The following is an 18,287-nucleotide window of genomic DNA, read 5'->3' on the forward strand; positions in this document are numbered from 1 at the left end:
TCAGAGGAGGAGCTGAGGTTTAACGCCCCGCCCTGGATTCAAAAAACAAACAAATCAGCAGTCACATCTTCCACGTCAAAGTTGCGAAGGGTGATCGAAACGTTGGCAAAGGCAATTTCGGCGCCTGTGCCGGCATCGCTGATTTCCAGATCGGAGAATTTGGTTGCACCGCGTTGGATCTTGATCAGATCTTCGCCGGCGTCAAAATTGCGGATCGTATCGTGGTCGTCGCCCCTTTTGAAGATAAACAGGTCAGCGCCGTCGCCGCCATCCAGCGTGTCTCTGCCCTTGTTGCCGCGCAAAACATCCTTGCCGCCGCCGCCAAGAAGGATGTCATTGCCTCCGCCACCCAGCAATTTGTCATTTCCGCGGCCACCCAGCAGCTTGTCACTTCCGCCGCCGCCATCGAGCGTATCTCTGCCATTCTGTCCCTTTAGAACATCCTTGCCGCTGCCGCCGGAGATGGAATCGGCACCGGTTCCGCCTGCGACAGTATCTGCGCCTTGCCCGGCTCTGATGGTCTCGCTTCCGGACATTGTGAAAAAGGCGCCGGGCCTTATGTCATCGTCTTCGCGCGAGCCTTTGATGGTCCAGTCTTCTCCGTTCACGAAGGACTTGAACGTTCCAAGATTGAGCTTTCCCGTTGCAGAGGTGGCCGAGCGGCTGGTCAGGTCAAAGATGCCCTCAGCGCTTACATCGACACCGTCCAGCACCAGCTTTTCGATGGTATGGAAAGAAGGGGTCAAGGAAATCTCGGCATACTGGAATTTTGTGATGTCGCCGGTGACAAAATAGCTGCCGGAGCCAGGAACCCGCAGATCATGGCCGTTGAGACTCACTGATTCTGGATAGTTGTAAATCAGCAAGAATGTTTCGGTGTCGTATTTATTGGTCAGCTGGGCCCCATTGAAGGTTTGAATAAGCCCGGTCATCTGAGTCGTCAGGGAACCTGTCACGGTCATAGTCGGCATGGATTTAACCTTTGAGAAGTTTCGCCTGTCTGTGGCCGAAGAGGGTATTGAGAAGGGGGCCTACACCACTGGTTGCGGTGCGTTCAAGCCGCGCCCGTGCCGCATGTTTCGGAGTTGACGCTTGGTCACCTGACTGGCCCAGCAATGATGAGGGAAGCCGTTTGTGGCATTGGAAAAGCCCCGCCAATCTGGCGGGGCCTTCCTCAAGTCATTCTTCTGGGAGTGCTTTGCTTACTGCTTCAGCGCCAGTTTCGGTGACAGCACATCGAGACCCAGAGCTTCGCCAACCGCGTAATAGGTCAGCTGGCCTGCGTGCACGTTCAGGCCGTTCAGCAGGTGCGGGTCGTCCTCGCAGGCCTTGCGCCAGCCCTTGTTGGCCAGGTTCAGCATGAAGGGCAGGGTCGCGTTGCCCAGGGCCTGGGTTGAAGTGCGGGCCACGGCGCCGGGCATGTTGGCCACGCAGTAGTGCATGATGCCGTCAACTTCATAGATCGGGTCGGCGTGGGTGGTGGCTTTGGAGGTTTCAAAGCAGCCGCCTTGGTCGATGGCGACGTCCACCAGCACCGCGCCGGGTTTCATCTCAGACAGCTGGGCACGGGAGATCAGTTTCGGCGCTGCAGCACCGGGGATCAGAACAGCGCCGATCACCATGTCGGCGTCGCGCACCAGTTCGGCGGTGGCGCCGGCGGTGGAGTACTGGTTCTTGAAGGTGCGGCCGAACACGTCGTCCAAATACTTCAGGCGGGTCAGCGAACGGTCGAGGATGGTGACATCCGCGCCCATGCCGGCCGCAATCTTGGCCGCGTGAGTGCCGACGACACCGCCGCCGATCACCACTACCTTGGCCGGGGCCACGCCGGGCACGCCGCCCATCAGCACACCGCGGCCGCCGTTGGCCTTTTGCAGGGTGTAGGCGCCCACTTGCGGCGCCAGACGGCCGGCCACTTCGGACATCGGTGCCAGCAGCGGCAAGCCGCCGCGGTCGTCGGTCACGGTCTCGTAAGCGATTGCGGTACAGCCGGACGCCAGCAGGTCATGGGTCTGCTCCGGATCGGGGGCAAGGTGCAGGTAGGTGAACAGCAGCTGGCCTTCGCGCAGCATCTTGCGCTCAACCGCCTGGGGCTCCTTAACCTTGACGATCATGTCAGCGGTGGCAAAGATTTCCTCGGCGGTGTCGAGAATCTCGGCACCGGCGGACACATAGTCCTCGTCGGTGAAGCCGGCGCCCAGGCCGGCGCCTTTCTGGATCACAACGCCGTGGCCGTGGAACACAGCTTCGCGGGCAGCATCCGGGGTCATGCCAACACGGAATTCCTGGGGTTTAATCTCGGTGGGGCAGCCGATTTTCATGTGAGTATCTCCTCAAAACTCTCTGCGGGCATTTTGCCGCAGCCGCTGCAAAATGTGCTTCTTTTTTGGGCGGAAGAAAAACATGCCTTTCGAAGATTCTTCGCGTATACAGGTGAAGCACAGCAAGGATCTTCGCAAAATGTCGCTGGACGAAACAGATCGTCGCATTCTCTCGGTGTTGCAAAAGCAGGGCCGCATCTCCAACGCCGACCTGTCGGAGCGGGTGAACCTGTCGGCCTCGGCCTGCCACCGCCGGGTGCAGCGGCTGGAGGCGGACGGGTACATCCGTGATTATGTCGCGCTGCTGGACGCGCGCAAGATGAACGTGCCGACCACGGTGTTTGTCGAGATCACTCTGTCAGGTCAGGCGGATGAAGTGCTGGACGCGTTTGAAAAAGCGGTGTCGCGGATCCCGGATGTGCTGGAGTGCCACCTGATGGCGGGCACAGCGGATTACATCCTTAAGGTGGTGGCGGAGAACACCGAGGATTTCGCCCGCATCCACCGCCAGCATCTGGCGCGGCTGCCGGGGGTGGCGCAGATGCAGTCGAGTTTTGCGCTGCGCACCGTGTTCAAGACCACGGCGCTGCCGGTTTGATGCGGCTCTGATGCTTATCGCCGGGCCGGGGGCTTTTACTCTTGAACCACGCTGGAAATTCCGGTTGCCTTGGGGGAAGATGCAGCCAGGGCCGCAGGATGGACCCCATGCTGCAGCGGCTGCTAGCTGCTGCCTCGGCGCAGTGACATCAAACAGTCACATGCCGCCCGTATAAGGCGGCGTTTGCACGACCTGACAAGGAAGGAACCCTGCCCGTGACCCGCGAATTTGAGACCGCATCCCTGGACTGGCTGGAAGCGGAGCTGCAGGACACGCTGGACGAGGATATCGAGATTGAATTCTCGGAGCCGATGCTGAGCCAGGAGATCCGCAAGATTTACCGCGAGCAGCATCCGGAAATGCTCGACCGGCAGATCTATTTCCGCAATCTTCTGCGACTGCAGGCGGAGCTGATCAAGGTGCAGGACTGGGTGCAGAATTCCGGCGCCAAGGTTTGCATCCTGTTCGAGGGCCGCGATGCGGCGGGCAAGGGTGGGGTGATCAAGCGGATCACCCAGCGGCTGGACCCGCGGGTGGCGCGGGTGGTGGCACTGCCGGCACCGAACCGCCGCGAGCAAAGCCAATGGTATTTCCAGCGCTATGTACCGCATCTGCCGGCGGGGGGCGAGATCGTGCTGTTTGACCGCTCCTGGTACAACCGCGCGGGCGTCGAGCGGGTGATGGGCTTTGCCAGCGACGATCAGGTCGATCAGTTCTTCCAGGACGTTCCGGAATTTGAACGGATGCTGGTGCGGTCGGGAATCATCCTGCTGAAATACTGGTTCTCGATCACCGACGAGGAACAGCAGCTGCGGTTCATGATGCGCATTCACGATCCGATGAAGCAGTGGAAACTGTCGCCGATGGATCTGGAAAGCCGGATCCGCTGGGAGCAGTACACCAAAGCCAAGGAGCAGATGTTCAAGCGCACAAATATTCCAGAGGCGCCATGGTACATCGTTGAAGGCAATGATAAAAAGCGTGAACGGCTGAATTGCATCGAGCACTTGCTGACCAAGATCCCGTATGACGAGGTGCAGCACGAGAAAGTGGATCTGCCGGATCGCAAGTACAACCCCGACTACGAGCGCCAGGTGCTGCCGGACGAATTGTATGTGCCCAAAGTTTATTGAGGTCTGCGCAGGGCCTGGCTCCCGGTATTGAAATTGCGAAGGGGCGCGCCAAGGCGCGCCCTTTCCACGGTTGTCCGGTGAGGGTCAGAACAGGAAGTCGCTGGCCTGAAGCTCTTGCTCTGTGATACCGCTGAGCAGCAGGCTGTCGCCATCGCTGTCGCTGATCAGCAGGCCGGCATTGGTCTGGCTGGTGTGATTGTTCATCAGGTCGCTGAAGCCAGTGATGCCTGTCGCCGCGCTCAGATCAATGCGCTCGCCGCTGGCATCCGGGTTGAAATCACTCACGGTGTCATCGCCGCCGCTGAAGATGAAGAGGTCGCCGCCGCCCTTGCCGGCCAGCTTGTCGTTGCCGCTGCCGCCGTCCAGGGTGTCTTTGCCGCGGCCGCCGAACAGCTTGTCGTTGCCGCCGCCGCCATTCAGCTCATCCGCGCCGTTGTTGCCGCGCAGCGTGTCGTTGCCGGAGCCGCCATTCAACTCGTCGCCGCCGGCCTTGCCGTGCAGCTTATCCCGGCCTTCGCTGCCGTCGAGGCGGTCCTGGCCGCTGCTGCCGGTCAGCGTGTCATTGCCGCCGAGACCGTCCAGGCTGCCCGCGCTGGCAAGGGTCAGGGCGTCATTCCCGGAGGTGGCGCCGATACCGGTATTGCCGCCGGAGCCTCCGCCATTGCCGCCTCCGGACCCGGAGTCCAGCTGCAAGTCTGCGCTGGTCCTGGCAAAGTTCTGGGTGACCATCACCGCATCCCAGCCGTTGAAGTTGCCCTGCTCGATGCCGATGCCGATCACTTCGACATTGGCGTTGAGGATGTTGGCGCGGTGGCCGGGGCTGTTCATCAGCGATTCGTGCAGGTTGACGACGTCGTCGGCCAGCCCGGCGGCGCCGCGTTCGCTTTGCCAGGCGATGTTCTCGGCCCAGGTCCAGCTGCCGGAGAACTGAAAGCCGGCATCTTTCATCCGGTCGCCGGCACTGGAGCCGCCGGAGCCGGTGTGGGAGAAGACATCCTGCTGCAGCATCCATTCGCTATGGTCTTCTGCCGAATCGTTCAGGCGCAGCTCCAGCTGGACCGGGTTGAGACCGCGCGACGTACGCTCGGCGTTGATCAGGTCGAGCATCTGGCGCTCGAGTTGGCTTGCCTGTGACATCAGTAACTGCTCCGTGAGTGTGCCGGTTGTGCGGCGGTGCTCCCCTCGGTTAACGGAAATTTAAGGCGCCGAAAGGGCCAGACGGTGCAGCAGCGGAAATGCGGCAAAGCTCTGCCCGTAGCATGGGAGCGGATACGCGGATTCCTGCGCGCGCGGCGGCCGCGGACAGTGCTGTGCAACTCCCGGCAGGGCACCGGCGCAATCCCGCTGCGGGGCAACGGGCCGGGCGGCGCAGGATTCGGGGGCAGCTGCCGGCAGGAGACAGGTTTGCACCGCAGAATCATCCGAGGAAGGGGAGAGCAGGCCGGGCGCCGTCGGGGGGGGCTGTCGGCGCCCGGCAATATTGAAAACCCGGAGAGGCTATGCCTTGTTTGCAGGGACCAAGACAGGCGCCGGAGTCGTTTGGGGGGAGACGCGGCCTGCCCCGGATTTCAATGAACCGGGTGTTCCAATCCCGGACGGCGGGGCAGTGTTTAGGGAAACGCATCGGATTTGCCCTGCCGCACTCTCTGTATAGCAGAAGAAATCCAATAAATACATCCTAAAGATGTAATTCAGGCAAAGTTGCGGTATTTCTGTGCATCCCCTTAAGAAACGGGGTTTTCCCTTGGGGGTAGAAATGACAAACCCCCGGGGCGGGGCCGCGGGGGTCGTCTGAACTTAAGTTCCGGCTGGTCGCAAGACCGGCCCAGTGCTGTCCAAAGCTGGACGGCCTGCCGCTTAGAGCAAACCTTCGCGCTGGAGCTTCTTACGTGCCAGTTTACGGGCACGGCGGATCGCTTCAGCTTTCTCGCGCGCTTTTTTCTCGGACGGTTTCTCGAAATGTTGCTTGAGCTTCATTTCGCGGAATACGCCTTCACGCTGCAGCTTTTTCTTCAGGGCACGAAGCGCCTGATCGACGTTGTTGTCGCGAACACTAACCTGCATGTGGTTTTCACCACCTTTCTAAGTTTGAGTTGCAAGGAAATTGCAGGAAGTGGCCGTATAGCAAAGGCCGTCTATTTTGTCTAGTAGGGTATCAGGACGCTGAAAGCGGGAGGGTGACATGACCGAAAACCAGGATCACGCGCAGGACGATATCAAGGAAAAGCTGCTGGATGCGGCGTTGAATCACGTGCCCTTTGACGGTTGGTCCGAGGTGACATTCCGCGCCGCCTGCCAGGATGCGGATGTGCCCGAAGTGCTGGCCCATGCGGTTTGCCCGCGCGGCGGGGTGGATCTGGCTCTAGCCTATCATGCGCGTGGCGATTCGCGGATGCTGGCGCGGCTGGAAGCCGAGGATCTGTCCGGCTTGCGGTTCCGCGACAAAGTGGCAGCAGCGGTGCGGTTCCGGCTGGAAGCCGTGGACGACAAGGAAGCGGTGCGCCGCGGCACAACGCTGCTGACGCTGCCGCAATATGCAGGCGACGGCGTCAAGGCGATTTGGGGCACTTGCGATCTGATCTGGGAGGCGCTGGGCGACGGCTCGGATGATCTGAACTGGTATACAAAACGCGCCTCTCTGGCCGGGGTCTACTCCGCCACGGTGCTGTTTTGGCTGGGTGACGACAGTCTTGAGCATCAGGCGACCTGGGAGTTTCTCGATCGGCGCATCGGCAATGTGATGGATTTTGAGAAGCTGAAGGCGGGTCTGCAGAAAAATCCCCTGCTGAAACCGTTCCTCGTGGGGCCGAACTGGCTGGCCGGGCAAATCAAGCCGCCGAAAGGCCGCGATGACCTGCCAGGCACGCCGAACCCGCGCCGCTAAAACAAGCCAGGACTGAACTTCGGGGCGGCGGTGCTCCGCAAAGGCGCCAGACTGCGGCGCCTTTGCTGTTTGCGCTCATCCGGACGGGTGCTAGGCAAGGGGCAAGGATCAGGAGGAGATATTCCCATGACAGAGATGATGCGCGCGGTGGAGATCAGCAAACCCGGCGGGCCGGAGGTGCTGCAGCTTTGCCAGCGCCCGGTGCCGCAACCGGGTCACGGTGAGGTGGTGATCAAGGTGGCCTATGCCGGGGTGAACCGGCCCGATGCGCTGCAGCGTGCGGGCGCCTATGATCCGCCCAAGGGCGCCAGCGACCTGCCGGGTCTGGAGGCCTCGGGCGAGGTGGTGGCAGTGGGCGCAGGCGTCAGCGGCATCAGCGCGGGCGATCAGGTTTGCGCGCTGCTGCCCGGCGGCGGTTACGCGGAATATGTGGCTACCCCGGCAGCACACTGCCTGCCGGTTCCCGCGGGCTTGGACCTGAAACAGGCGGCCTGCCTGCCGGAGACATTCTTTACCGTTTGGTCCAATGTCTTTACCCGCGGCGGCTTGAAAGCGGGGGAGCGGTTCCTGGTGCATGGCGGCTCGTCGGGCATCGGCACCACGGCCATCCAGCTGGCCAAGGCGTTTGGAGCGCGGGTATTTGCCACGGCCGGGTCGGACGCGAAATGCCAGGCCTGCCTGGATCTGGGCGCCGAGCGGGCTATCAACTACCGCGATGAGGATTTCGTGAAGGTGCTGCGCGAAGAGGGCGGCGCGGATCTGGTGCTGGACATGGTCGGTGGCGATTACATCCCGCGCAACGTCAAGGCGATGGCCGAGGACGGCCGCCTGGTGCAGATCGCCTTTTTGCAAGGGCCGAAGGTGGAGCTGAATTTTGCCCTGATGATGGTCAAGCGGCTGACGCTGACCGGCTCGACCCTGCGCCCGCAGAGCGACCTGGCCAAAGCGCAGATCGCCCAGGACCTGCGCGAAGCGGTCTGGCCCTTGATCGAGGCGGGCAAGGTGGCGCCGGTGATGGACAGCGAGTTTGCACTGGAGGACGCGGCAGCAGCGCATGCCCGGATGGAAAGCTCTGGCCATATCGGCAAGATTGTCCTGAAGGTGGGCTGACGTTTTTTGGGGGGGCACACAGAAGGGCCGGCGCTATTGCCGGCCCCTTTTTGTTGCTCAGTGTCCGAATTAATCGACGGCGCGCCGGTACAGATGCCAGGTGGCGTGCCCCAGCACCGGCACCACGATGATCAGCCCGGCCAGGAAGGGAATTGCACCAACCACCAGCGCGGTGCCGACGATCACTCCCCAGGTCATGCAAATCACCGGGTTTTTGCGCAGCACCTTGATCGAGGTGGCCACCGCTACTGGCAGACCTACATGGCGGTCCAGCAAGAGTGGGAAGGACACCAGGCTCATTGCCAGCGCGGCAAAGGCAAAGACCGCGCCCACGATGCCGCCGCTGATGGCCATGATCCAGCCCTCGCGGGTGGTCACTACTTCCGCAGCAAAGCCCAGCATCGAAGCCGGCGGCTCCGGCCCCAGTGTGCGGCTGTAGATCATGTCAGCCGCCACCAGCCAGATAATGAACAGCACCGCCAGGTACAGCCCCAGCACCAGAATGCCGCCAAAGGCAGGCGAGCGGATGACGCCGAATGCATCCATCCAGCGCGGCTCGAACCCGGCTTCACGGCGCGAAGACATTTCATAGAGCCCGACCGCGGCCACCGGGCCAAGGATCGCAAACCCCATGATCATGGGCACGATCAGGGGCAACAGATTCATTGACAGACTCATCACTATCAGCGTGATGCCGATCAGCGGATAAAACAGCACCAGAAACATGGCATCGCTGCGGCAGGCGGCAAAATCCTCCAGTCCGGCAGCCAATGAATGAATGATGTCGTCCATGGTGAGCGTGCGTGCTTTCGGCAGTTCCTTGACGCCGTCGCTGCCCATCTCTTCGACCGTCTGGCCGATATGCTGACCGGTTGTCTCTGCGCTTTGCAGAAGCCAGCTCAGCGGGTTGCCTATTGTTTTTGCCATGCGCTTCCTCCTCCTCGCTGACCATACCGGAAGTGCCGTTCAGGCAGGGCCGGGTGCGGCACGTAACATAATACTAGCACAAATCCTGGCGAAGTGTGCGTCACAGGCCATTTATTGCCGCGTGAGCAGCAATGCGCCCTGCGGCTGCGGCCGCAGGCAGGTTTGTTTGAGGAAGAGGAAGAAGAGGCCGGCCCCGGGCTCACAGGGGCTGACAATTGCGCGCCAATGGCTTCTTTCTGGTCCGAAATACCCCGGGGTGAATTGGCCGTGAGGCCAAGAGGGGCAGCGCCCCTTCTCTTCTTCAACCCGCGGTGCAGCGCTCCTGCGCCAGTCTCCGCCTCAGCGTACCGGCGCGAGGCGGGCGTTTTTCAACGTGCAGTCCCGGATCGCATCCTGTCCGCAGGGCACCGGTTGCAGTGTTTTCGACAGGCAGATGCGGGCTTCCTGGATGGCGCCGTCCCGGCAGGTTATGGTCAGCGAATTGCGCGACAATGATGGGTTTTCCTTCAGGAAGGCCTCTTCCACCAGCGCAGCGGGCAGGGTGACGGGCTTGTCCAGCTTGCGGAAAACGGCGGGACGGGTCACGCGCCAATAGGCTTCGCGCATCAGCCCGTAATAGGCGCGCGCGCTGAGACCGGAACAGGTGCCGTGTTTCTTCCACTGATGCCAGGCCAGGCCAGGGCTGCCCATGATATCCGCCATGTCCCGGCTCATGCGGCGGCTGGGCGATGCCGCGGTGGTGCGGCAATAACTGGGCCAGCCGCGGTGGAACTGCGGCCACAGCCCATGCAGAGTCCAGCCGTGATCCTGGCGCGCCGCACATTGCTCTGCGCCGCGCGCGTCGCCTTCCTGCTCGCACCAGTTCGGCGACCAGCTAAGCGCCAGCATGTAATAGTCGAATTCCCCGGCCGGCTCGCCCTCTGCCGCGGCAAAGGCGGCCCAACAGGTCAATACAGCCGCAAACCCCAGCAACAACTTGCGCATTGGCCTCTTTCCTTATGCAATGAAGCCGACTATATAGACCTGAAGTTCCCCGACAACGGAAACCAGACCCCGAATGCGGGGCAGCCTTGATCCAGGCGGCGGGGAAGATGTGTTTTAAGGAGATGAGCGCATGGCAAAACCGTTGATGGCCAAGGCAACCGCCGTGTGGCTGGTGGACAATACCACGATCAGCTTCAAGCAGATCGCCGATTTCGTCGGCATGCACGAGCTGGAAATCCAGGGCATCGCCGATGGCGAAGTGGCCGCGGGAGTCAAAGGGTTCGACCCGATGGCTAACAACCAGCTGACCCAGGATGAGATCGACAAGGCGCAAGCCAATCCGCTGCACAAGCTGAAGCTCAAGTTCAACCCGGCTGCGGCGGGCGAGGAAAAGCGCCGCGGCCCGCGCTACACGCCGCTGTCCAAACGCCAGGACCGTCCGAATTCGATCCTGTGGCTGGTCAAGTTCCACCCGGAACTCAGCGATGGCCAGATCGCCAAGCTGGTCGGCACCACCAAGCCAACCATTCAGTCGATCCGCGAGCGCACCCATTGGAACATCTCCAGCATGCAGCCGATCGACCCGGTGGCGCTGGGCCTGTGCCGGCAGTCCGAGCTGGATGCCGTCGTGCAGAAGGCCGCGGCCAAGAAAGCCGCCGAAGGCGGCGTGATGAGCGATGACGAGCGCCGCAAGCTGGTTTCCACCGAACAATCGCTGGAGATGGACGCCGAGCCGAAGATCCCAAGCGCGATCGAAGGGCTGGAAACCTTTACCCTGGGCGGTGGCTTGAGCGGCGAAGACGAGAAAAAGGAAGAGGAAATCCCCGACGCGGACAGCTTCTTCAACCTGCCCACAGGCGGGGATGACGAGGACGAAGACGAAGATCCCCGCTTCTGATCCCGTCCCGCCCGGTGCGTGTGATTAAAGGAATTAATTAAAAAGCCGCAGATCCGACACTCCGGATTTGCGGCTTTTTCTGATAGAATTGACTCTCTACGTTACAATATATTGACTATGTGCCCCTGATTTGCGCAGCATGATGTTGCGGGGCAGTTGTGTTCCAGATTGCCCGCAAAGACCGGGGTGCGGGAAATGCCTTTTGTTTCAGGGTGGTTTTCCAAAGTGTAAGGAACGGGGAGTTACAGAGTTTTGCCAGCGGTCCGGCCTTGCAGGCCTGTCCGCACAGGGTTGGCAGGAGTACAAGCAATGGACGCAGCAGGGGCCGCGGCGCTTGGGGAAAGCAGCCGTTTGGATCTGGAGGCACTGGCCCGTTTCAGCGGTCTGGAGTTCTGCCAGGAATTTGTGGATCAGCTGGCGCAGGCCTATGGGGCCGATCTGGTCACAGTGGGTGAGCTGAAGGTCATGGAGACCGAGCGCATCAAAGTGCTGGCAAGCTGGTTTGACGGGCTGCAACTGGGGGATTTCGAATACGAGTCTTGCGTGACGCCGTGCCATGATGTGGTGTTGAGCGGCGATCCGCATGTCTTTCCCTGCCGGGTGCAGGAGCTGTATCCGGATGACGAGATGTTCATCGAGGAGGGCATCCAAAGCTACGTTGGCATTGCCCTGAAAAACGCCGATGGCGAGGCGATCGGCCTGGTCCAGGCTTCTTGGCGTTATGACATCGACGACGCACTGGCGCAGCATATCGCGAATGTCATGCAACATTTCGCGCCCCGGCTCGGGGCGGAGATCGCCGGACTGCAGACGCTGACAACCCTGGCGGTGCTGGCCGAGGGCCCGGGCGGTATTTCACCGCGCGAGACTTTCCGGCAGCTGTCCGGGCAGCTGCAGGTCGCGCTTAAGGTGCGCTCGGCCTTTATTGCCGAATGCGTGGACGGCAAACCGGAATGTTTCCGGGTGCTGGCCTGTTGCTTTGAAGGGCGGCAGATGGAGGAGGCCGAAGACGCGGAGGTCCCTTATGACGGCACCCCTTGCGCGTTTTTGAAAGGCCGGGAGAAATTCCTGGTGCCGGAGGGGTTGCAGGAGGCATTTCCGGAGCAGGCTCATTTCCGGACCCGGAACCTGCACTCCTATTTGGGCATCCCTCTGACCGACGCGGAGGGCGCTGTGATTGGCCATTTTGCACTGCAGCACGACCGGGAAATCAAACAGCGCAAGCTGGAGACCGATCTGATCGCGTTGTTTGCCGCACGGATCGGGCTGGAGCTGCGCCGCCGCAAGGCAGAGAGGCGCCGTGCGCGGGCGGAAGAGGCGCTGCTGATCAAGCGCAAGACCGAGAGCCTGGGGCTGCTGGCGGGCACCATCGCGCATGATTTCAACAACCTCCTGGCCTCAATGCAGGGCCGCGCCGAACTGGCGCTGGCGCATCTTGAAACCGCGCATCCGGCAGAAGAGCATCTGCAAGTGGTGGAACAGGGGCTGCAAGCCTCTGCCTTGCTGGTGCGGCAGCTGCTGAATTATGCCAAGGGCGGCGGCAGCCGGGAGCAGGTGCCGTGCGATTTGAACGGGATCGTGCAAGAGACCATGGCGCTGGTCCCGGTGGCGCGCAAAACCGGCAAGCATGTGGTGCTTGACCTGGAGGAGGCGGCGCTGACGGCGCAGATGGATCCGTCGCAGGTGAGCCAGCTTTTGCTGAACCTGGTCTTCAATGCGGCAGAGGCGATCGGACCGGGTGCGGGCACTGTCACGGTGACCACCCGGAGGACCAGCCTTACCGATGCTGAGCGGCGCAAGCTGCTGAAAGGGCGGAACATGCCGGCCGGCGCCTGCCTGCTGCTGGAGGTGCGCGATACCGGCAGCGGCATGGGCCGCGAAACCGTGACCCGGATCTTTGACCCCTTCTTTACCACCAAGCCTGGCGGCCGCGGTCTCGGTATGGCAGCGGCGCTGGGGATCATCAGCCGCCATCAGGGCGGTCTGGCGGTGGAAAGCCGCGAAGGCGAAGGCAGTGCCTTCCGCTTCTACTTTCCTGTCTGCGCCGCTGCGCCGGTGGCGGAAGCGTGCGCGGCAGCGCCGCCGGCGCAGCGGCGCGGTGCGGAGATCCGGCGGATCCTGGTGGTGGATGACGAGGAAACCGTGCGTCGGGCGGTGGCGGGGCTGTTGCAGCTGCGCGGCTGCGAAGTGCTGCAGGCTGATGGTTATGACGCGGCGCTGGCGCAGTTGCAGGCGGAGGGGCCGTTTGATGGTGCGGTGATCGACATGAGCATGCCGGGCCGCGGCGGATGGGAGACTCTGGCGGGTCTGCGCAAGATCCAGCCCGGGCTGAATGCGGTGATGATGAGCGGGTTTGCCATCAGCGCGGTTGAGGCGGGATTTCCTGACCTGTCCGAGGTTCAAGTGCTGGATAAGCCGTTCACCAAGGAAAAACTGTACAAGGCGGTTTTCACCTAAGGGCGGGGCATTGGCGCTGCCGGAAGGCTCCCGTGCCCGCATGTGCCCCCGACGGGGCCCATTGGCCGCCTTGGGCCCGGCGCCGTGCTGGCGCGCGGCGCGGTGCACCCGGATGAAACCCAACATTTTATTGCGGGCAAAAGCTGGTCAGCCGCCACTCTGGCCGCTGGCGTCACGCAGGAGCCAGCGGCGGACCCGTTCGATCCGGCTGGTGCCCGCCTTGGCCTGCGGTGTCAGCAGGTAATAGGCGCTGGCCGGTGTGCAGCGGTGTGGATGGGCCTGAATCAGCGTTCCCTCGGCCAGCTCCCGGCGCACCAGAAGTTCCGGCAGAATGGCAACGCCATGGCCGTATTTCACGGCGTCGATCAGCATCTCGAACTGGCTGAACAGCGGCCCGGTGGGACGGGCAGGCAGGGTTTCACCCAGATCCTCGAACCAGATCTGCCAGCTGAGCAGCCGGGTGGAGTGCTGCAGGGCCGGGAGGTCCAACAGACCGGCTGCTGACGGCATGGGGGCATCCAGCAGGCCGCGGGCAGCCACGGCGATCAGGGTTTCCGGCATCAGCAGATCCGCGCGAAAGCCCGGCCAGGGCGGATCGCCTTGCACGATAGCCAGATCGACCAGGCTGGCATCCACCTGGGCATTGTCCAGATAGGTTATGGTGTTGACCGTCAGCCGCGGCTGCGCCTGGGCCAGGTCTGCCAGCCGCGGCATCAGCCAGCGGCTGCCCAGTGTTGGGTAGGTGCCGATATTCAGCGCGCCATAAGGGTTATCGCGGGTGCGCAATCGGTAAAAGGTGGCCTCCAGCGCTTCCAGTTGCGGCGCCAGCTCCTCCAGCAGCATCCGTCCTGCGCCGCTGAGCTGCACCCGCTGGCGCTCGCGCTTGAACAGGGTTTGGCCAGTCAGCGCCTCCAGGCTTTGGATCTGCCGGCTGAAGGCGCTTTGCGACAGGTTCATCTCCCGCGCTCCTCCGGCAAAGCTGCCGGCCCGGGCGGCGGACTCGAAACACAGGAGGGCAGAGGTGGGCGGGATCTTGCGGCGCATGGCCTGCACCCTGCCATATGTTGCAATTTTTGCAATAAAGATTGCAAAAGCCCGGCTTTTTCCTGGCCTCCTTGCCTGTCAGCATCGCATTCAAAGCATCACCCCTCGCGATCAGCACAAAGAATGGGAGCGCGCGACATGAGTTTTGAACCGCAAATCAACGACGCCGATGTGCAGGCTGTTGTCCAGGCCATGGGCAGCATGCCGGATTCAGCCAGGGTTGCAGAGTTTGTGCCCGGGCCAGGCATCCAGCGGCTGGAGCTGAAATTCGACATCGAAGCGCTGCAGGAGGCGCTGGAGGAGTGCCTGAAGCGCGAGGCCTTCATGGGCGGCTTGCAGGACCAGGGCTTTGCCGCGCTGCCGCTGACCCAGCGGCCGGGTCAGACCGAATGGACTGCCAATGACCTGTCGGGCCGCTACTGGCTGCGCGCCGACGGCCGCTATGTCGAAGAACCGCGCGAGGATCTTGTGCCGGAGGTGGACTTTTCAGAATTCAATCCGAAGTTCGCAGGCACCTATTTCGAGCATGTGCATAAAGAACTGTCCAAGCGTTTCCCGATCGGGCGCACCCGGGTGCTGTCCAAGGGGCTGTACAATTGCAACTCCTGGCACCGGGATCCGGAGCCGCGGCTGCATATTCCGGTGGTCTCCAACCCCGGCTCATTGTTTATCGTGAATCATCACGTCACGCATTTGCCCGCGGATGGTTCGGTCTATTTCACCGACACCCGCGGTTACCACACCGCATTGAACGGCGGAGAAACCCGGCGCGTTCATGTCGTGGCGGCGCTGGCCTATGATCAGGTGACGGAATGAGCCAATACTCAGGGCTTGCAGGCGCAGGCAGCAATGCCGCCCAATGCGACCTGCGCAGCGATACGGTGACGCGGCCCGATGCGGGCATGATGCGGGCGATCCAGACAGCGGAGCTGGGCGATGATGTCTATGGCGAAGACCCGCAGGTAAACAGGTTGGAAGCGGTTCTGGCAGAGCGGCTGGGCAAGGAGGCCGCGCTGTTCCTGCCGACCGGCACGATGAGCAACCTCGCCGGTCTGCTGGCCTATTGCCAGCGCGGCGAGGAGATCATCGTGGGCGCGGATTATCACATCTATGCCTATGAGGCTGCCGGCGCCTCGGTTCTGGGCGGCATTGCGCTGTGTCCGGTGCCGGTGCGGAGGGATGGCGCGCTGGATCCTGCGGCGATTGCCGGGGCCGTTAAGGAGGATGACAGCCATCTGGCGGTCAGCCGGTTGCTGTCGCTGGAGAACACCCATAACGGACTGGCGGTGCCGCTGACCGATATGGCGGCAGCAGCGCAGGCCGGGCGGGATGCCGGGCTGTCGGTGCATCTGGATGGCGCGCGGTTCTTCAATGCAACCACGGCGCTGGGGTGCTCCGAAATGGATCTGGCCGGTCTGGCGGACAGCGTCTCAATCTGCTTGTCCAAAGGGCTGGGAGCGTCAGCGGGGTCCGTTCTTGCAGGGCCGGGGGATCTGATTGCCAAGGCGCGGCGCTGGCGCAAGATGCTGGGCGGCGGCATGCGGCAGGCCGGGGTGCTGGCCGCGGCTGGGCTTTATGCGCTGGAGCATAACGTGGCGCGGCTGGCGGAGGATCACGCGCGGGCCGCGGAGTTGGCCGGGGTGCTGCACAGCCTGGGGACGGGCGAGGTGAGCCAGGCCACAAATATGGTGTTCTTCACACCGGAGGACGGGTGCAATGATGAATTGCGCAGGCATCTGGCAGCAGAGGGTGTGGTGATTGGCGGCGGCAGTTCCGGCGCGATCCGCATGGTGCTGCACAAGGACGTCGGTGACGATGCTTTGGACCGCGCGGTCCAGGGGCTGAAAAGCTTCTACGGCTGACATGCAGAGGCAGGCCGCGCCTGCCCGTGGCGGGCGCGGTCCCGGAAAATTCGAATTTTCCGGCCAAAATTCTTCGAAGAATTTTATGCGCCCGGATGCGCCGTCAGATGTCCTTCCGCGCCCTGAGCGCCGCAGAAATGGTGCCGTCATCCAGATAGTCCAGCTCGCCGCCGATCGGCACGCCCTGTGCCAGCGAGGTGAGCCTGACCTGCCCCTGCAGCTGGTCGGCGATGTAATGGGCAGTTGTCTGGCCGTCGATGGTGGCGTTCAGCGCCAGGATCACCTCGCTGACACTTTCGGTTGCCACCCGGTCCACGAGCCGGGGAATGCGCAGATCTTCCGGACCCACCGCATCCAGCGCCGACAGGGTGCCGCCCAGCACATGGTAGCGGCCCTTGAACACCGCCGCCCGTTCCATAGCCCAGAGGTCGGCGACATCCTCAACCACGCACAGCTCGCCATTGGCGCGCTCGGGGTCGGTGCAAAGCGGGCAGATCTCGCTGGTGCCGATATTGCCGCAGTTGAGGCACTCGCGCGCGGTTGCGGCGACCTCGGTCATCACATCGGCCAGGGGCGTCAGCAGCAGCGCCCGCTTGCGGATCAGATGCAGCACTGCGCGGCGGGCAGACCGCGGCCCCAGCCCCGGCAGCTTGGCCATCAGGGCAATCAGGTCTTCGATATCGCTGGTGGAGTTTCTGATCATGGCTCGGGCCTTTGTGTGCCGTGCTATATAGGCTGATTGCAGCAGGAAAGCGCAAGGGCAGGGCAGCAAAATGTTCGGGGTTTGTTTTGCAGCGGCAACTGCCAGGGTATGGGCAATTGAGCTGACGGACGGCAGGGCGTATCTGTAGCAGCACATCCTGCGCGGGCACATCTTGCGCGGGAAAGAAAAGGGGCGGCAATGGAACGGCAGGGCAAAACCCAAAACTCAGTACGCTTCGTCCGGCTGACCGAGATCGCGCCGCTGGAGATTGCCCGCCACATGTCAGATCCGCGGATGGCAGAGCACATGCCATTGCTGACAGGTGCCTGGGACGAAGAGGCCGCAAGGGCCTTTGTCGCCGCCAAGGAGAGATGCTGGCACAAGGACGGGCTGGGCCATTGGGCGTTTGTGCGGCAGGACCGCTATCTCGGCTGGGGAGGGTTTCAGAAAGAGGGGAGCGAGTGGGATTTCGGGCTTGTTCTGAGGCCCGGTTGCTTTGGCCTTGGTCCGGCCCTTGCGCGGCAGGCGCTGGAGTTTGCCCGCAGCGATCCGCGTATCCCTTATGTGACTTTCCTGCTGCCGCCGAAGCGGCGCCATCTGCGCCCGCTGGCGCGGTTGGGCGCGGTACAGGCGGGTGAGGCACTGTGCGGCGGTCAGCGCTTTCTGAAGTTCCGGCTGGAGACGTGCTGAGGCAGGAAAAGCAGCTGAGGCGCGAAGAAAAAGGCGGCTCCTGACGGGCCGCCTTCTGACTTGCAGAGCTGACAGCGCTTAGAACGGCAGCTTGATATCCTTCGGCAGGCCCATGCTTTCGGTCAGCTTGGCCATCTCTTCCTGCGCCTTTTCCGCGGCCTTGGCCTGGGCGTCCTTGATGGCGGCCAGGATCAGGTCTTCGACCACTTCCTTGTCGTCGCCGTTGAAGATTGAAGGATCGATGTCCAGGCCTTTGAGGTCGCCTTTGGCGGACGCGGTGGCCTTGACCAGGCCGGCGCCGGCCTCGCCGGTCACCATCACATTGTGCAGCTCTTCCTGCATCTGGGCCATTTTGCCCTGCAGTTCCTGTGCCGATTTCATCATCTTGGCCATATCGCCAAGACCGCCGAGGCCTTTGAGCATCTGTCATCTCCTGAGATTCCGGTTTGAGGCACAGATACGGGTCGCGAGGGCGTGAAACAAGGGGAGGATTGCTTCGGCGCAAGAGTTTAGCACACTTCTGCCCGGCCGGCAGGCCGGGCCGCGCCAGACCCTCCTCCTCGGGAGATTGCATTGCAAGGTTACGACCAGCAGCGCCGGAGCTTTCCGGGCGGCTGCGGTGGCAAAATTAGAGTTGGCGGTTGCCCTCCCAGGCTCGAGCACGGCCTTCTGCGTG

18 protein-coding genes are annotated in these 18,287 nt (G+C 62.5%); 9 read left to right on the top strand and 9 right to left on the bottom strand.

The window, feature by feature from the left end; translation table 11 throughout:
• Positions 1–38: 38 nt before the first annotated feature.
• Positions 39–971, bottom strand: coding sequence for a calcium-binding protein (locus AQUI_RS30755; RefSeq protein ID WP_156916829.1), 933 nt, complete (start codon positions 969–971; stop codon positions 39–41).
• A 231-nt stretch (positions 972–1,202) separates the two neighbouring features.
• Positions 1,203–2,321 (bottom strand): alanine dehydrogenase, encoded by a 1,119-nt coding sequence (ald, locus tag AQUI_RS0113335; protein ID WP_027257949.1) that lies wholly within the window; start codon positions 2,319–2,321, stop codon positions 1,203–1,205.
• 139 nt (positions 2,322–2,460) lie between these two features.
• Here ald and AQUI_RS0113340 point away from each other — a divergent pair, with 139 nt between their 5' ends.
• Together AQUI_RS0113340 and ppk2 are read left to right on the top strand one after the other, a co-directional pair.
• A complete protein-coding gene (locus AQUI_RS0113340; RefSeq protein ID WP_027257950.1) occupies positions 2,461–2,919 on the top strand; it encodes an Lrp/AsnC family transcriptional regulator in 459 nt (152 codons plus the stop codon).
• Between the two features lie 215 nt (positions 2,920–3,134).
• On the top strand, positions 3,135–4,052 hold the full coding sequence (gene ppk2, locus AQUI_RS0113345) for a polyphosphate kinase 2 (RefSeq protein WP_027257951.1): 918 nt from the start codon (positions 3,135–3,137) through the stop codon (positions 4,050–4,052).
• 84 nt (positions 4,053–4,136) lie between these two features.
• Here ppk2 and AQUI_RS0113350 read toward each other — a convergent pair whose 3' ends face one another.
• Both AQUI_RS0113350 and rpsU read right to left on the bottom strand, forming a co-directional pair.
• On the bottom strand, positions 4,137–5,189 hold the full coding sequence (locus AQUI_RS0113350) for a CAP domain-containing protein (RefSeq protein WP_027257952.1): 1,053 nt from the start codon (positions 5,187–5,189) through the stop codon (positions 4,137–4,139).
• A gap of 720 nt (positions 5,190–5,909) precedes the next feature.
• Complete coding sequence (rpsU, locus tag AQUI_RS0113355; protein WP_024088814.1) at positions 5,910–6,116, bottom strand: 30S ribosomal protein S21; 207 nt, start codon at positions 6,114–6,116, stop codon at positions 5,910–5,912.
• A 118-nt stretch (positions 6,117–6,234) separates the two neighbouring features.
• On the opposite strand from rpsU, the gene AQUI_RS0113360 reads away from it, so the two are divergent.
• Positions 6,235–6,936 (top strand): COQ9 family protein, encoded by a 702-nt coding sequence (locus AQUI_RS0113360; RefSeq protein WP_027257953.1) that lies wholly within the window; start codon positions 6,235–6,237, stop codon positions 6,934–6,936.
• A gap of 126 nt (positions 6,937–7,062) precedes the next feature.
• Entirely contained in the window at positions 7,063–8,046 is a 984-nt protein-coding gene (locus tag AQUI_RS0113365) for an NAD(P)H-quinone oxidoreductase (RefSeq protein WP_027257954.1), read from the top strand.
• A gap of 69 nt (positions 8,047–8,115) precedes the next feature.
• Here the strand turns inward: AQUI_RS0113365 and AQUI_RS0113370 are convergent, their stop codons facing one another.
• Together AQUI_RS0113370 and AQUI_RS0113375 are read right to left on the bottom strand one after the other, a co-directional pair.
• Entirely contained in the window at positions 8,116–8,973 is an 858-nt protein-coding gene (locus AQUI_RS0113370; protein WP_027257955.1) for a DUF2189 domain-containing protein, read from the bottom strand.
• A gap of 339 nt (positions 8,974–9,312) precedes the next feature.
• Positions 9,313–9,957: a ribonuclease T2 family protein gene (locus AQUI_RS0113375; protein WP_027257956.1), complete on the bottom strand. Its 645-nt coding sequence runs from the start codon at positions 9,955–9,957 to the stop codon at positions 9,313–9,315.
• Between the two features lie 130 nt (positions 9,958–10,087).
• Between AQUI_RS0113375 and AQUI_RS0113380 the strand changes: the two genes are divergently transcribed.
• Together AQUI_RS0113380 and AQUI_RS0113385 are read left to right on the top strand one after the other, a co-directional pair.
• Positions 10,088–10,855, top strand: coding sequence for a DUF1013 domain-containing protein (locus tag AQUI_RS0113380; protein ID WP_027257957.1), 768 nt, complete (start codon positions 10,088–10,090; stop codon positions 10,853–10,855).
• Between the two features lie 309 nt (positions 10,856–11,164).
• Positions 11,165–13,312: an ATP-binding protein gene (locus AQUI_RS0113385; protein WP_027257958.1), complete on the top strand. Its 2,148-nt coding sequence runs from the start codon at positions 11,165–11,167 to the stop codon at positions 13,310–13,312.
• A gap of 147 nt (positions 13,313–13,459) precedes the next feature.
• Here the strand turns inward: AQUI_RS0113385 and AQUI_RS0113390 are convergent, their stop codons facing one another.
• Complete coding sequence (locus AQUI_RS0113390; RefSeq protein ID WP_027257959.1) at positions 13,460–14,356, bottom strand: LysR substrate-binding domain-containing protein; 897 nt, start codon at positions 14,354–14,356, stop codon at positions 13,460–13,462.
• Positions 14,357–14,494: 138 nt separating this feature from the next.
• On the opposite strand from AQUI_RS0113390, the gene AQUI_RS0113395 reads away from it, so the two are divergent.
• Both AQUI_RS0113395 and ltaE read left to right on the top strand, forming a co-directional pair.
• A complete protein-coding gene (locus tag AQUI_RS0113395) occupies positions 14,495–15,172 on the top strand; it encodes a hypothetical protein (protein ID WP_035920318.1) in 678 nt (225 codons plus the stop codon).
• Complete coding sequence (gene ltaE, locus AQUI_RS0113400) at positions 15,169–16,218, top strand: low-specificity L-threonine aldolase (RefSeq protein WP_051371897.1); 1,050 nt, start codon at positions 15,169–15,171, stop codon at positions 16,216–16,218. Before AQUI_RS0113395 ends, ltaE begins: the two co-directional genes overlap by 4 nt.
• Before the next feature lie 103 nt (positions 16,219–16,321).
• Here the strand turns inward: ltaE and recR are convergent, their stop codons facing one another.
• Positions 16,322–16,921, bottom strand: a complete 600-nt coding sequence (recR, locus tag AQUI_RS0113405; RefSeq protein WP_027257962.1) for a recombination mediator RecR — start codon at positions 16,919–16,921, stop codon at positions 16,322–16,324.
• A gap of 198 nt (positions 16,922–17,119) precedes the next feature.
• Here recR and AQUI_RS0113410 point away from each other — a divergent pair, with 198 nt between their 5' ends.
• The gene (locus AQUI_RS0113410) at positions 17,120–17,611 is read left to right on the top strand and encodes a GNAT family N-acetyltransferase (protein ID WP_027257963.1); all 492 of its coding nucleotides are present in this window, start codon (positions 17,120–17,122) and stop codon (positions 17,609–17,611) included.
• A gap of 78 nt (positions 17,612–17,689) precedes the next feature.
• Here the strand turns inward: AQUI_RS0113410 and AQUI_RS0113415 are convergent, their stop codons facing one another.
• Positions 17,690–18,034 carry a YbaB/EbfC family nucleoid-associated protein gene (locus tag AQUI_RS0113415; protein ID WP_024088825.1) on the bottom strand — a complete coding sequence of 115 codons (345 nt, stop codon included), beginning with the start codon at positions 18,032–18,034 and terminating at the stop codon, positions 17,690–17,692.
• Positions 18,035–18,287: the final 253 nt, after the last annotated feature.

It is taken from the genome of Leisingera aquimarina DSM 24565 (genome assembly GCF_000473165.1).
In the GTDB taxonomy this organism is placed as follows: Bacteria; Pseudomonadota; Alphaproteobacteria; order Rhodobacterales; family Rhodobacteraceae; genus Leisingera; species Leisingera aquimarina.

Coding starts and splice junctions, on each gene's coding strand:
- AQUI_RS30755 (WP_156916829.1), bottom strand. CDS start 971: ATGCCGACTATGACCGTGACAGGTTCCCTGACGACTCAGATGACCGGG.
- ald (WP_027257949.1), bottom strand. CDS start 2,321: ATGAAAATCGGCTGCCCCACCGAGATTAAACCCCAGGAATTCCGTGTT.
- AQUI_RS0113340 (WP_027257950.1), top strand. CDS start 2,461: ATGTCGCTGGACGAAACAGATCGTCGCATTCTCTCGGTGTTGCAAAAG.
- AQUI_RS0113350 (WP_027257952.1), bottom strand. CDS start 5,189: ATGTCACAGGCAAGCCAACTCGAGCGCCAGATGCTCGACCTGATCAAC.
- rpsU (WP_024088814.1), bottom strand. CDS start 6,116: ATGCAGGTTAGTGTTCGCGACAACAACGTCGATCAGGCGCTTCGTGCC.
- AQUI_RS0113360 (WP_027257953.1), top strand. CDS start 6,235: ATGACCGAAAACCAGGATCACGCGCAGGACGATATCAAGGAAAAGCTG.
- AQUI_RS0113365 (WP_027257954.1), top strand. CDS start 7,063: ATGACAGAGATGATGCGCGCGGTGGAGATCAGCAAACCCGGCGGGCCG.
- AQUI_RS0113370 (WP_027257955.1), bottom strand. CDS start 8,973: ATGGCAAAAACAATAGGCAACCCGCTGAGCTGGCTTCTGCAAAGCGCA.
- AQUI_RS0113375 (WP_027257956.1), bottom strand. CDS start 9,957: ATGCGCAAGTTGTTGCTGGGGTTTGCGGCTGTATTGACCTGTTGGGCC.
- AQUI_RS0113380 (WP_027257957.1), top strand. CDS start 10,088: ATGGCAAAACCGTTGATGGCCAAGGCAACCGCCGTGTGGCTGGTGGAC.
- AQUI_RS0113385 (WP_027257958.1), top strand. CDS start 11,165: ATGGACGCAGCAGGGGCCGCGGCGCTTGGGGAAAGCAGCCGTTTGGAT.
- AQUI_RS0113390 (WP_027257959.1), bottom strand. CDS start 14,356: ATGCGCCGCAAGATCCCGCCCACCTCTGCCCTCCTGTGTTTCGAGTCC.
- AQUI_RS0113395 (WP_035920318.1), top strand. CDS start 14,495: ATGAGTTTTGAACCGCAAATCAACGACGCCGATGTGCAGGCTGTTGTC.
- ltaE (WP_051371897.1), top strand. CDS start 15,169: ATGAGCCAATACTCAGGGCTTGCAGGCGCAGGCAGCAATGCCGCCCAA.
- recR (WP_027257962.1), bottom strand. CDS start 16,921: ATGATCAGAAACTCCACCAGCGATATCGAAGACCTGATTGCCCTGATG.
- AQUI_RS0113410 (WP_027257963.1), top strand. CDS start 17,120: ATGGAACGGCAGGGCAAAACCCAAAACTCAGTACGCTTCGTCCGGCTG.
- AQUI_RS0113415 (WP_024088825.1), bottom strand. CDS start 18,034: ATGCTCAAAGGCCTCGGCGGTCTTGGCGATATGGCCAAGATGATGAAA.